Source organism: Pseudomonas sp. BW7P1, assembly GCF_024981055.1.
Classification (GTDB): domain Bacteria; phylum Pseudomonadota; class Gammaproteobacteria; order Pseudomonadales; family Pseudomonadaceae; genus Aquipseudomonas; species Aquipseudomonas bananamidigenes.
Window position 1 is genome coordinate 56264 of sequence record NZ_CP103374.1, and the last position, 13661, is coordinate 69924.

Consider the following 13661-nt stretch of genomic DNA (forward strand, 5'->3'; position numbering starts at 1 on the left):
CTGTTCGAATGTCATCCGTTACGCCCTCAGCCGCAAACGCTGCAACCAGGACGAAGTGGCGCCCAAGGCGTCACGCAATTGGTCGGCAGAAATGTTGCGCTCTGCCGCGTCAAAGGCCAGCGCGGTGCGCAGCGCCGGCCAGCAGTGTGTCGGCAGATGTGCCGGGGCTTGCAGTTCGCGATCCAGGTGTTCGTCACGGGCCTGGGTCGAAGGCAAACGGCGGAACGGGTGTTTGCCCCCCGCCAGTTCATAGATCACGCAGGCCACGCCGTACACGTCCGCGCTGGCCGACAACGGTTGGCCCTCAAGCAGTTCGGGGGCGGCGTAGCCCGGGGTCCAGGCGTTGAAGCGCTCGCGGCTCAGGTGCGGCAGGCCGGGCAGGATGCCCTCCTCGGCCTGCCCGAGACCGAAGTCGAACAGGCGCACGCCGTCTTCGCTGAGCATCACGTTGCTCGGCTTCATGTCACCGTGCAGCACGCCACGACGGTGGGCACAGGCCAGCGCGTCGAGCAGCGGCAGCGCGATGTCGCGCAATTCCTTCCACGGCAGGCCCAGCGGCCGCTCGCAGAGCAGTTTGTCCAGGGTCAGGCCACGCATGAGTTCCATGGTGATGAAGGCCCGCTGGCAATCGGTGTCCACTTCGAACGTGTGCGCGCGCAGCACGTTGTCGTGGCGCAGGCGTCGGGTCAGGGCGAACTCGCTGTAGAGCAAGGCACTGGCGTCCGGCGACTCGGCAAATTCTTCGCTGAGGATTTTCAGCGCAACGTAAGGATCGGGATCGCCAAACTGTTCGTGCAGCAGATCCCGGGCCCTGTAAACCACGCCCATGCCGCCGGCCCCGAGCAGGCGCTCGAGGTGATAGCGACCGGCGAGTACGTCCGGCAGCGCACCGATGCTGGCCCTGGTCGGCGCCAGCAAGGGTTCTGCCTTGTTTTCCCTGGCGAAGGCGAAGTAGGTCAGGTTGTTGGCCTGCTCTTCGCTCATCAGCAGGTCGTCCACCGAGGATTCGAGTTCAGTCATTGGCGGATCACCACGGCTGTCAGATTGTCCCGGGCGGCGCCACGCAGGGCGCCGTCGAACAGACGTTCCAGCGCCACCTGCGGCGCCGCCAGGCTGAGCGCATTGCCGAGGGCATCGCTGCTCAGGCCTTGATACAGACCATCGCTGCACAGCAGGAACACATCGCCCGGGTAGACCTCGAGTTCCAGCACATCCAGCGTCAACTGTTCCGCCGCGCCGACCGCCCGGGTCAAAGCCTGGGCAGCCGGGTGCGCCGCCGCCTGCTCGGCGCTCATCTGTTGCTCGTCGATCAGTTGCTGTTGCAGCGAATGATCCTTCGACAGCTGATACAGACGCTGCCCGCGCCACAGGTAGCAACGGCTGTCGCCGGCCCAGATGCAGGCCGCACGATTGCCTTCCATCAGCAGCGCCACGACGGTGCTGCCCATGATGCTGTCGTGACGCCCGGCGGTGACGGTCAACTCCTGCCCCAGGCGCCGGTTCAGCCAGTGCAGGCACTGGCGGATGGCTTTGAGGCGTTCGTCGAAATCCTCGTGCTGCGGCAGTTCAGCCAGGCTGGCGACGATCATCTGGCTGGCGACGTCGCCCGCGTGATGACCGCCCATGCCGTCCGCGACCACCCACAGCCCATGCTGCGGGGTGTCGAGGAAGGCATCTTCGTTGCGCGACCGCACCTTGCCCGGGTCGGTTCGCGCCGCGCTGCGCCAGGGACTGGCCACCAGCATCAGAGCTGCACCGGCATACGGAAGGTACGCATCACACCCATGTCGAACGGGTTCGGCGTGCGCTGGCTGGTCAGCAGGTAGTTGGCGCGCAGGCCGCCCACATCGGCTTTGAGCACCAGCACGTCGCGACCGGTCAGGTACTCGGTCTGCATCAGGTCGAACAGACGGAACAGCGACCACGGGCCGGAGTTCTTCTCGATGCCGATCGGGCGCCCGGCCATCTTGTCCATGACCAGGCTGGTGCGACCGTCTTCAGCATCGGTCGGCCACTTGAAGTTCATCGGCAGGATCGGACCGTGGCGGTATTCCATGGTCTTGTCGCCGAACTTGAACTCGGAACGGCTGACCGCCGGATCGAGGGTGTACGGCTCCAGCTTGAACTGCACGGTCGGCTCGGCCGGATTGATCGAGAAGAAGCTCTGACGAATGTTCAGTGCGGCGGCCATCTGATCGAGGAAGACCTTGGACACCGGCAGGCTGCGCCCGTCGACGCTGCGCATCCGGTAGTTGCCCGGGTCACCGCTGACGAACGGACGCATGTAGTTGTCGAAGAAGCGGTCGAGGGTGCCCTGAGCCCGGAAGAACTCGCGGAAATCGCTGATCGCCACATCGCTGGTGCTTGTTGCGCTGAACGGATAACGCTGGCTGATGGTCTTGCCATACACGCTGTACAGCTCGCTCTGATAACGGCCGTTCAGGTATTGGTAGGCATCATTGAGCACCAGGCGCCACGAGTCTTCGGCCAGCACGTTGAACCATACGCTCAGCGGACGCGGCAGACGACCGGAGGCATTGCGCAGGTTGGTCAGCGCATCGCGCTGGCCGCTCATACGGGTCTTGGCCAGTTCGAACGCGGCCTGCTCCGGCGTGCTGGAACGGGCGAGGCCCGCCAGTTGCAGTTGCAGGTCATTGAGCGCGGTGAAGGCCGGCGTCAGGTCGGCAGCCGGGCCGTTGTTGTCGTCGAGCAATTTATGCAGCGGCTCGAAGCGACGTTGCAGGGCCTTCTTGGCGGTGTCCGGCAGGTTCTTCGCCACGTTCATGGCCGCAGCCTTGTCCGTCAACGCGGAAGCGATCTTGCCGACCTTGCCCAGTTTGCCCTTCTGCCCCGCCAGCGCATCGGCGGCTTCGCCGGCTTCGTCCACCGGTTCCGGGGCGGCCGGGAAGCGGGTGTTCTCACGCACTTCGGTCAGCAGCGCCAGCACCGGCGAGTTGGCCGAGGTCAGGCCTGCCAGTTGCTCGGCGCCTTCACCGGCATCGCTGATCGGCGGCAGTGCCACCTGGCCGACGGCCTCGCTCCAGTAGTTGGCGTAGTCGCGAAAGTACAGTTGCTCCAACTCGACCATCAGGCGACGCAGGTCCATGTCGCTGATGCCCGCGCCCTCGCCCAGCACCCAGTTGTCACGCAGGATGTCGGTGACCAGCGCAGAGCCCTGCACCGAGAAGTACTGCTGATAGCCGGACTGGGTGTAGAAGCCCGGAATCACGTACTCGGTACCAATGAACAACGAACCTTGCGGGCCGAGGTGCTGGCTGAAACGGTAGTCCGGCAGGTTGCGCGCCTGCTCGCGGAGCATGCGGTAGACCACGGTGGCCAGGGACTCGCTGCGCAACACCTGACGCGCCTGGGTCACCAGTTGCTCGTTGAGCGGATAGATGAACGGCAGCTTCAACAGACGCTCGAGGTGCGCGTTCAAACCGTTCTGCACTGCGGTGTTGCCGGTGTAGCGCTGGGACCAGTCGGTGGCGATCCAATCCTTGAGCCATGCCGCGTCGCGACGATCCTTCATGTTCAACATCAGGTACGCGCGCAGGCTGTTGATCAGCTTTTCGCGGTCCTTCATGTTGGCGCGGATCTGACCCTCGAGCATCGTGGCGACCCGTGGCAACAGTTGCTTCTCAAGCTCGCGCTCGTAGGCTTCCTGAACCACCGGATTGACGTCCTGGCCCTGATACAGACCGACGCGCTCGTGGTACGCGGCATCGCCCTTTTTCGGGAATACCTGGGTCGCGGCGTAGCTGGTGTCGAGGGTTTTCAGCGTGCCCATGGCATCGTCGCGGGGCGACAGCGCCGTACGGAGCTGAGTCCAGTTCTGCGCCAGATTGCGCAGGTTTTCCAGGCGCTCGTAGTTGGCCGAGAACCCGCCGGCCCAAAGCATGCCGAACAGCGCCAGCGCGCCCAGCGCACCGACGTACAGCGCACGCTGGCCCCAGTGGATGCGGCTGCGCTCGCGCTTGTCCAGACCGGCCAGATCGGCCTCGGGGAAAATCACCCGGCTGAGCAAATGGTGGATGAAACGCGAACGACCGCTGCGCAACGTCGGCAGCACGCCGGCGTTCATGCCCAGGCTTGCACCGATACCGGCGGTGGTCGCATCCATTTCCTGAGTGAGGTGCGGAGCACTGGTCAGGTAGAAGCCACGCAGTTGCGTCGCACGCTGGTAGCGGTTGCCGGTGAACGCCATGTCGACGAACAGGCACAGGCGCTCGCCGATCTGGCCCATCTGGTGCGGGAAATCGAGGATGCGGCCACGGCGCTGGGTGTCGCGCTCGGAGTGCATGCGCATGATCACCTGGCTGTTGAGGCGGCGCAGCAGCTCTTCGAATTCGTTGCGCAACACGGCCACGTCAGTGCCGACCTGATCCTTGCGGAAACTGGTACCCAGCACCTGATCGCTTTCTTCGCGGGTCAGTTGATCGAAGAACTCGTCGAAGCCCAGCAGCTTGTCAGCCTTGCTCAGCACCAGATACACCGGCACGTCGACGTGCAGCTTCTGATACACATCCTGCAGACGCGCACGCACCTGACGGGCCAGGGTTTCGATGTCCTGCTCGCTGCCGCCGGTGAGGGTTTCCACCGGAATGGTCACCAGCACGCCGTTCAGCGGACGGCCGCGACGACGTTTGCGCAGCAGCTCCAGCAATGTGGTCCAGGCGCTGCCGTCGACTTCCGGATCCGGTTGGGTCAGGTAGCGGCCGGCGGTGTCGATCAGCACACCGTGGTCGGCGAAGTACCAGTCGCAGTGACGGGTGCCGTGGGTGTCGCGGGTCAGCTTGCGGTCGATCTTGTTGATCGGGAATTCCAGCCCGGAAAAATCCAGCAGGCTGGTCTTGCCGCTGGCCTGCGGGCCGATCAGCAAGTACCACGGCAAGTCACTGCGCCAGCGTTCGCTGCGACCGCGATACAGACTCGAGGTCTTCAGGGTTTTCAGGGCGTCCTTGAAACGCTCCTTCAATTCCTTCTGCTCTTCCTCGATCAGGTCATCGCGACGGATGCGGTCCTGGCCGTCTTCGGTTTCCTCGATGGCTTTCTTGCGGATGCCGGCGCGCCAGCTGACGAAGACCATGGTCAGGCCCCAGATCAGGAACAGCACGGCGATGGTCAGCAGGCGGGAGGTCGGACTCTCCCAGAACTTGTAGTCATCCACGGCCAGCAACGGACCGACGAACCACACCAGCAGCGCCACGAACAGCACCAGCAGCAAGGTCCAGACCCAGGTCTGGCGCAGGAAGGCGCCGACTTTCTTGAAGAACTTTTTCATCACACGTCCCTGTTTACGGCTGCGACTGCGGCTGGGCCGCGGCCGGATCAAGCGGCTGATAAGGTTGCAGAACGGTGTCGCGCTGCTCGCCCAGGACCCAGGCGAAGCCCGAATACATCATCACCAGGCAGACGAAGGTGAACAGCACCACCATCCACGCCGGCACGATGCGCACCAGGTTGCGGCGCTGATCGTTGAGGCCTTCCCACTGCGGCGACAGTTCACGCGGCACATCGCCCCGCAACTGGCGGATCTGCCGGTACAGGGCGTCGCGGATGCCTTCGAGCTCCAGCATGCCGCGGGCCTGCACGCGGTACTTGCCCTCGAAACCGAGGGACAGGCACAGGTACATCAGCTCCAGCATCGGCAGGTGCTTGACCGGGTTTTTCGACAGCCGATCGAGCAGCTGGAAGAACTTCTCGCCACCGAAGGTTTCGTTGTGGAAGCTGCTGAGCAGGCTCATCTGCGACCACTCGCTCTCGTTGCCCCACGGCGTGGTGACGACGGCTTCGTCGACCACGGTGCAGAGCACGTAACGGGCGGCCATCACTTGGCTGCTTTCGGCGCCGTTGTGCAGGGCGCGCACTTCGAACAGCTTGAGCCCGGCGGTCAGGCGCTCGTTGAGCGCGTAGAGATCCTCGCGGGTTTCGCTGTGCTTGAGGCGCACCACTTCCGACAGCAGTTCGGAGGACGCCGCCACCAGCGAATTGAGGCTGATGTTGAAGGCTTCCGCCGGGCGCAGGCGCGCGGCGTAGATCATCCGTTCTTCCAGTTGTTCGAAGCGCGGCGGCGCGGCGAAGTCGGTCAGCGGACTCGACGCCGGGCCATGGCCCTGACGGTCGAGCAGGACGGTTTTGTCGTCCTGGTTGTGTTCCATGTCCTTGATCATGTCGGTCAGTTCCTGATGGCCCAGAATTTCAGTTCAAGCTCGGCGAATTCGCCGGACACGTGGAACGCGAAGCCGCCGGAGCGCTCGAGTTGCGCCAAGTCTTCGGAACTGAGTTCGAGGATGAAATAGGTTTTGTTGGAGTGGAACGCGATCTGCCGCGGGGCCACCGGCAACGGTTTGACCTTGATCCCCGGCAGGTGCAGGTTGACCAGTTGGCGGATGCGTTCCACCGGGCCGACCTTGAGGTGCGCAGGCAAGCGATTGCGCAATTCTTCGGAGTCGCAGTTGGCACTGGCTGCCAGCACGAACGACGCCGAGCCCAGCAGTTTGTGGTCGTGCAACGGCGACACGATGATCCCATACTGACGCGCCTGCAGGATCAGTTCGATGGCGTGCTGTTCCAGCACCATCGACAGCACCTGACGGATCGACTCCATCAGTTTGCGGAAACTCGCACCCTGGTCGGCGTGGGAGTAGCGGCTGTCCAGACGCGGGCGTTTGCTGTCGCTGGAGAAAGTCGCCAGATCGCCGAGCATGGTCAGCAGCGTGCGGTACAACTCTTCCGGGTGAACCTGCTCCAGGCCCAGGTAGTGGCGCAGCAGCAGTTCGGTGCGGTTGATCAGTTGCAGCATCATGAAGTCGCCGATTTCCGCGCCGCCGACCTTGCCGTTGGAACGAATGCGCTCGGCAATGGTGTCGCCCCGGTGACCGAGCATGCTGATCACTTCCTTCAGGCACGACAGCAGGTAGCTGGAGGCGTGGGCCTGAATGTAGGTCGGCACGAAGTCCGGGTCGAGGCTGATCACGCCGTCCGGCGTGGTGTCGAGTACGTCGCAGATCTTCAGCTTCACGTAGGCCTGATCGCTCTGCTGCTCGCCGAGCAACAGCTTGAAGTCCGGCCGACCGCAGCTGACCTGACTGGCGGAATCGTCGCCGGCATTGGAGTCGGCCACTTCGGCGTCATACGCGGTGTAGCGTGCGAGCACGTCCGACTGCTCCGGGCGACGGGCCTCGATGTGGTTACCGGTGACCAGCGGCAGCGCCAGGTAAACCGGCATGTTGCCGGTGTTCGGCGGAATGTCCAGGGCCAGCGGTTCGGTGTTGCCGCCGAGTTCGAACAGGCTGCCGTCCGGCAGGATCCCCGAGGCTTCACTGATCACCAGTTTGCCCATGTTGAGGAACTGCAAGTCGATTTGCAGGTTGAGAAAACCCCAGGTGTAGCCGCCGAGCAACTGGGTGCGGGTCTTCATCTGATGGTCGTAGTAGCGGTCGTTGTGCTGGAAGTGCTGCGGACGCAGCAACATGCCTTCCTGCCAGATGACTTTATGGGTATTCATGATCAGTCATCCGCCTTGGCGAGCACTTCATTGGTTTTGCGGATACCGGCCTGATCCAGGGTCAGGTCGGCCTCGGTGACTTCCAGCGGGGTGACCGGGAAGGTGTGACGCCATTTGGTTTCCGGCAGGTCGCGGTAAGCGGCGAGGATGCCGATGTAACGGCTGCCCTCCTCCACGCTGAGTTTCAGTTCCACGGTTTCACCCGGGCGCAGTTCGAGTTCTTCGCTGGCCACCAGATCCGGGTTGAGGGATTCCTTGGCGCGCTCGTAGAGGCTGAAGAAATCGGCGTTTTCGAAGGTCACCGGGTGCTTGAGCTCGAACAGCCGCACCACGATCGGCGACGGACGACCGTTGAGGTCCGGATTCAGCTGATCGCTGCCGGTCAGTTTCAGGTTGATCTTGGTCACTTTCGAATACGGCGACAGCGACGAGCAACCGGCGAGCAGCACCATCAGGGTGAGCGCGGTCAGCGTCTTGAAAAAAGCGGTCGAGCGGCGAGACATGCGCATCATCCTTGGTGGTCGGTGTGGAGGGTGGAGATCAGGCGGATCTGTTCTTCGTAGGCCTGGGCGAAGTCGCGGGCCAGCAGACGCTCGCTCCAGTCATCGTCCTGACGCAGCGCCTGGTGGTAACGGTTGAACGCTCTCCAGCGACCGCCGGCGGTGGCGAGCAACGGCTTGTTGTCGCGCTCGAAACGCAGGGTCAGCTGCTCCGGCGAGAAGTGCTCCAGCGTGCCGCGCACCGCCGCCCGGCTGGCGGTCAGCAGCGCCACCTGATGCGCCTGCAAGTCGCGGAATGCCCGGGAGATCGCCTGCTCGGCCGGCAAGTGCCCCGGCTTGTGCGGCTGCAACAGGATGTCCAGCGCCTCGCTCGGGTCGACGGCGAATTTCAGCGGATTCTTGTTGGTGCCCTGCACGGTGGTCTGGGCCAGACGCAGTTCGTTCTTCAATTCCGAACGGGTGCGCAGGCTCTGTTGCAGACCGCCGATGCTCTGGCGCAGCAGACGTGCCGCGTTCAGCGCCAGCGCTTCACGTTCGTCGTGGCTGAGGTTCTTCACGTTCACGCCGAGTGCCGCGCCGAACTTGTCCCAGAAGGTTTCGCTCTGACGCTCGACGGCTTTCGGTGCCGGAGCCGGCTCAGGCTTGGGCTCGACGATCAGCTCCGGCACCATCAGGCTTTCCATGTCGATGCGTGCATAGTCGGCGCGCTGACGGGAGTCTTGCGGGTCGGTGACCGGTGCGAGCATCTCCTCGAATTCCGAGTACACGCGCTCCTGCTGCTCCAGCGATTTCAGCGGATCGAGATCGAGGAAGGCATCGTCCGGGATGATGCTGCCGGCGGCGCGGGGCAGGCCCACTTCACCGTCGAAGGTCGCCGGATCGCGCACCAGTCGCGCACGAATCTCGAAGTCGCCCAGCACGTAAGTGCTGCCGTGCTCGATGCGTACCGGTTCGCCCTTGTGCAGGCGCGCGCCGCTGTCGCCATCCTGGACGCCGTTGCTGCTGGTGTCGGTCAGGTAGAACGTGCCCTCGCGATAGCTGACGATCGCGTGGTGGTTGGACAGGTGACGCTTGCGGTCAGGGATGATCCAGTCGCAGTCCTCGCCCCGCCCGATCACGCCGCCGGCCTGCTTGAAGGTCCGCTGGCACAGTTCGGTGGGCACGAACTGCTTGGTGTTCAGCATTTCGAAAACCAATTCCATGTTTGATGCTCCTTGCGGTCACTTGCCGCGATTGGCCGCCTGCGGATCACCCAATGGGCGGTAATCGTTATCGTTGAATTTGTAATTGCCGCTGCAACCGCCGAGGCCGCACAGAACGACGACGGTCAGCAGGACAGCGTGCCAGTGACGAACAGACATCAGAGAGTCTCCAGGTGTAGACAAAGCACAAAGCGCCGACCCTTCCGGGCGGCGCTGAAACAAGCGGACGAGGTGAAGCCGACGGACTTTTGCCTACCCATCGAAATCACCCAGATTGATGTTCAAGCGGCCCAGCCGGTACAGCAGCGTGCGCCGGGGCAGACCCAGTTCACGGGCCGCCAGGGTCTGGTTGCCGTCGTTCTTGCGCAGGCAATCGAGCAGCAATGTGCGCTCGACCCGCTCCAGACGTTCACGCAGGTTCAGGCTGCTGTCGTCCTCCGGCGCCGGCTCCATGCGCAGGGAAAAATGCTCGGCCAGCAGCTCGCCGCCTTCGCACAGCAACACCGCACGCTCGACCAGCGCCTTGAGTTCACGAACGTTGCCGGGGAAGGTGTAACCGGACAGGTGCTCCAGCGCCGAGTCCGACCAGCGCACCGGATCCCGTTGCAAATACGCGCAGGCCTTTTCGGCGAAATGTTTCGCCAGATCGAGGATGTCGCCTTCACGCTGGCGCAGGGCCGGCAAGGTAATCGGGAATTGCGCGAGGCGGTAATACAGGTCTTCGCGGAATTTGCCTTCGCTGACCAGCACCGCCAGATCGCGGTGGGTGGCGGCAATGATGCGCACGTCGATCTTGTGGGTGTCGTTGGAGCCCAGCGGACGGATCTCGCCTTCCTGCAAGACGCGCAGCAGCTTCGATTGCAACGACAACGGCATGTCACCGATTTCGTCGAGCAGCAGCGTGCCGCCGTTGGCCGCATCGAACAGCCCGGCGCGGTCGCGGTCGGCACCGGTGAACGCCCCCTTGCGATAGCCGAACAGCTCGCTTTCCAGCAGGTTTTCCGGGAACGCCGCGCAGTTCTGCACGATGAATGCCTGGGACCGGCGCGGCCCGCAATCATGGATCGCCCGGGCCACCACTTCCTTGCCGGTGCCGGTCTCGCCACGTAGCAGTACGGTGTAAGGACTGTGCAGGACCTTGCTGATCAGCGAGTAGGTCTGGCGCATCGCCGCGCTTTTACCGATGAGGCCGTAGCCGCTGATGCTCGGCTCGCTGCGGACCACCGGCGCCACGGCGTCCGCCGGTTGGCGCAGGCGCTGCAGCAAATGCAACTGGCCGAGCACGAACGAGCCGAGCTGACCGAGGGAGTCGGCGAAACCTTGCAGGTTACTGTGACGACGGCTGGCGCACAGCAACAGACCCTCGACGGCCTTCTGCTGATTGACCAGCGGCACGCACAACAGCGACTGCCACGGCATGGCCGAGGCCGGCAGGAAGCTGGTTTCGTGCAGGCTGCCGCCCAGATCGTCGAGGCACACCACGCGGTTCTGACACAGGGCGAATTGCAGCAACTGCTCGCCGTTGTAATCCGCCGGCAGGCTCGCCGCGCCACGGGGCTGCAACACGCCGTCGAGGCACTCGGCGTTCATCCCCAGGCAGGTGTGGGTAGCGTCGAGCAGGTACAGCTGCGTCAGCTCGCAACCGCTCAACCCGGCCACGCCGCGCACGAAATCACCCAGCAGCGCAGCACCGTCCGCCGCCCGCGACAGGCTGGCGAACTGCGCCAGCAAGGCTTCGGCATAGACCAATGGCTGTGGCACTTGAGTGAACATCACGCTCACCTCAGGCGAACTCGCAGGTCACGCTGGCTTCGCCATCGAGCGTCGCATGCACGCGCTTGAGGCTTTCACCGGTGGCCATGGCGTCGAGCAAGCGGTCAGCCACCAGCGGCAGCACGTGCTGATCGAGCAGGTGGTCGATCAGACGCGCACCGCTTTCGCTTTGGGTGCAACGCTCGGACAGATGATCGACGAGGTTCTGGCACCAGGTGAAATCCAGCTGACGGCGGTTCAGACGCTCGCCCAGACGACCGAGCTTGATCTCGATCAGCTCGCGCAATACCGGGCCGCCGACCGGGTAGTACGGCACCACTTTCATCCGCGCCAGCAGCGCCGGCTTGAAGTGTTTGCTGAGCACCGGACGAATGGTTTCTTCCAGCACTTCGGCGGTCGGACGCTCGCCGTTTTCGCAAAGGTCGCTGATCTTGTCGCTGCCCAGGTTCGAGGTCATCAGGATCAGCGTGTTGCGGAAGTCGATCTCGCGACCTTCGCCGTCGTTGGCCACGCCCTTGTCGAAGATCTGATAAAACAGGTTGAGCACGTCCGGGTCGGCCTTTTCGACCTCATCGAGCAGCACCACCGAATACGGCTTCTGGCGCACCGCTTCGGTGAGCATGCCGCCCTCGCCGTAACCGACGTAGCCTGGCGGTGCACCGATCAGCCGGGAAACGGTGTGTTTCTCCTGGAACTCGGACATGTTGATGGTGGTGATGAAACGGTCACCGCCGTACAGCAGATCGGCAAGGGCCAGTGCGGTTTCGGTCTTGCCGACGCCGCTCGGGCCCACCAGCAGGAACACGCCGACCGGTGCATCAGGTTTGTTCAAACCGGCGGCGGTGGCGCGCATCGAACGATCCAGCGCGTGCACGGCTTGTTCCTGACCCCGGATGCGGGCACGCAGGTCGGTGGCGAAGCTCGCGACCTTGGCGTTGTGTTCACGGGCCAGCTGTGCCAGCGGCACGCCGGTCCAGGCGCTGATCACTTCGGCCACCAGACGCGGGCAGACTTCGAAGCTGACCAGTCGCTCCTTGACCTGGGCGGCGGTCAAAGCGCTGTGGGTTTCGTTGAGTTGCGCTTCCAGCTCCTCGACGCTTTGGCCTGCTTCAACCTCGGCAGCGACGGTTTCGATCACCGTGCCTTCGGCGTCTTCTTCAACAGTCACTACCGGCTCGACCGCCGCCGCTTCGCGGGCCTTGGCCAGTTGCTGACGCAGCTCCAGCAGACGCTCGGCCAGTTGCTTCTGCTCGGTCCACAGGGTTTCCAGCGCGACCTTTTCAGCCTCGGCTTCGTCCAGCCGCGCTTCCAGTGCCTCCAGCGCCTCGAGGTCGATCGGCAGACCGGCTTCGGCATCGCGGCGCAGGGCCTGACGCTGACGACCACCTTCGGCCAGTTCACCTCGCAGGCGCTCCAGGCTTTCCGGGGCGGCGGCGAGGCTGATGCGCACGCGGGCGCACGCGGTGTCGAGCACATCGACGGCCTTGTCCGGCAGTTGCCGACCGGCCAGGTAACGGGCGGACAGTTCCGCCGCCGACACCACCGCGTCATCGCGCAGGTAGATGCCGTGGCTCTTTTCATAGACCTGCGCCAGACCACGCAGGATGGTCACGGCTTCGCTCACGGTCGGTTCGTGCAGTTGAACCGGCTGGAAGCGACGGGCCAGTGCCGGGTCTTTCTCGAAGTATTTCTTGTACTCGGCCCAGGTGGTGGCGGCGATGGTGCGCAACTCGCCGCGAGCCAGTGCCGGTTTCAGCAGGTTGGCCGCATCGGAACCGCCGGCATTGCCGCCCGCGCCGATCAGGGTGTGGGCTTCGTCGATGAACAGGATGATCGGTTTCGGCGAGGCCTTGACCTCGTCGATCACGCCTTTCAGACGCCGTTCGAATTCACCCTTGACGCTGGCGCCGGCCTGCAACAGGCCCATGTCCAGTGCCAGCAGCTCGACGCCCTTGAGCACTTGCGGCACTTCACCGGCAGCGATGCGCGAGGCCAGGCCTTCAACGATGGCGGTCTTGCCCACGCCAGCCTCACCGACCACGATCGGGTTGTTCTTGCGACGACGGGCGAGGATGTCGACCATCTGGCGGATCGCGCCATCGCGGCACAGCACCGGGTCGAGCTTGCCGTCGCGGGCCTGTTGGGTCAGGTTGTGGGTGAAGCGCTCCAGCAGCGATTCACCCGGGGCCACCGGTTTGCCGCTCGCCGCCGTCTGGGGCTGTTGCGACAGGGCAAACTCTTTCAGGCGCTCGATGTTCAGTCTGGCGAGCAACGGCTGATAGCGGCTGCCGGCATAGCGCATCGGGTTGCGCAGCAGCGCGAGGATCAGGGCCGCGTCTTCGACCGAGGTCTGGCCCAGTTCAAGGTTGGCCACCAGCAACGCATCCTGCAGCCACTGCACCAGTTCCGGAGCGAACACCGGGTTGCGCGAAGCGCTGTGTTCGACTCGCGTCTGCAGCGCGGCGCTCAGCTCGCCGGCATCAACGTCGGCATCCTGCAACGCACGGGAGAGCAGACCGTTCGGACGCTCCAACAGGCCCAGCAGCAAGTCCTCGACCAGAATCTTGCTCCCGCCACGGGCGACGCAACGCTCGGCCGAACGCTCAAGATCGCGGCGGGTTTCGGCGTCCAGCGCCTGGATGAGTTGTTGCAGGTCTACGTTGATCATGGCTCACG

10 protein-coding genes are annotated in these 13661 nt (G+C 64.1%); all 10 read right to left on the reverse strand.

Annotation, left to right across the window (positions count from 1 at the left end; translation table 11 throughout):
- Positions 1–18: 18 nt before the first annotated feature.
- Positions 19–1020, reverse strand: coding sequence for a serine/threonine-protein kinase (locus NWV16_RS00300; RefSeq protein WP_065258201.1), 1002 nt, complete (start codon positions 1018–1020; stop codon positions 19–21).
- Positions 1017–1745, reverse strand: a complete 729-nt coding sequence (locus tag NWV16_RS00305; RefSeq protein WP_065258202.1) for a PP2C family protein-serine/threonine phosphatase — start codon at positions 1743–1745, stop codon at positions 1017–1019. Before NWV16_RS00305 ends, NWV16_RS00300 begins: the two co-directional genes overlap by 4 nt.
- Positions 1745–5284 (reverse strand): type VI secretion system membrane subunit TssM, encoded by a 3540-nt coding sequence (tssM, locus tag NWV16_RS00310; RefSeq protein WP_260521537.1) that lies wholly within the window; start codon positions 5282–5284, stop codon positions 1745–1747. Before tssM ends, NWV16_RS00305 begins: the two co-directional genes overlap by 1 nt.
- A gap of 13 nt (positions 5285–5297) precedes the next feature.
- Positions 5298–6173 carry a type IVB secretion system protein IcmH/DotU gene (gene icmH, locus NWV16_RS00315; RefSeq protein ID WP_065258204.1) on the reverse strand — a complete coding sequence of 292 codons (876 nt, stop codon included), beginning with the start codon at positions 6171–6173 and terminating at the stop codon, positions 5298–5300.
- 5 nt (positions 6174–6178) lie between these two features.
- Positions 6179–7510, reverse strand: coding sequence for a type VI secretion system baseplate subunit TssK (gene tssK, locus NWV16_RS00320; protein ID WP_065258205.1), 1332 nt, complete (start codon positions 7508–7510; stop codon positions 6179–6181).
- Positions 7511–7512: 2 nt separating this feature from the next.
- Complete coding sequence (tssJ, locus tag NWV16_RS00325) at positions 7513–8013, reverse strand: type VI secretion system lipoprotein TssJ (protein ID WP_065258206.1); 501 nt, start codon at positions 8011–8013, stop codon at positions 7513–7515.
- 5 nt (positions 8014–8018) lie between these two features.
- Positions 8019–9212: a type VI secretion system-associated FHA domain protein TagH gene (tagH, locus tag NWV16_RS00330; RefSeq protein WP_260521538.1), complete on the reverse strand. Its 1194-nt coding sequence runs from the start codon at positions 9210–9212 to the stop codon at positions 8019–8021.
- Between the two features lie 18 nt (positions 9213–9230).
- Positions 9231–9371, reverse strand: a complete 141-nt coding sequence (locus tag NWV16_RS00335; protein ID WP_065258208.1) for a type VI secretion protein — start codon at positions 9369–9371, stop codon at positions 9231–9233.
- A 93-nt stretch (positions 9372–9464) separates the two neighbouring features.
- Positions 9465–10985, reverse strand: a complete 1521-nt coding sequence (locus NWV16_RS00340; RefSeq protein ID WP_260521539.1) for a sigma-54-dependent Fis family transcriptional regulator — start codon at positions 10983–10985, stop codon at positions 9465–9467.
- Positions 10986–10995: 10 nt separating this feature from the next.
- Positions 10996–13653: a type VI secretion system ATPase TssH gene (gene tssH, locus NWV16_RS00345; RefSeq protein ID WP_260521540.1), complete on the reverse strand. Its 2658-nt coding sequence runs from the start codon at positions 13651–13653 to the stop codon at positions 10996–10998.
- Positions 13654–13661: the final 8 nt, after the last annotated feature.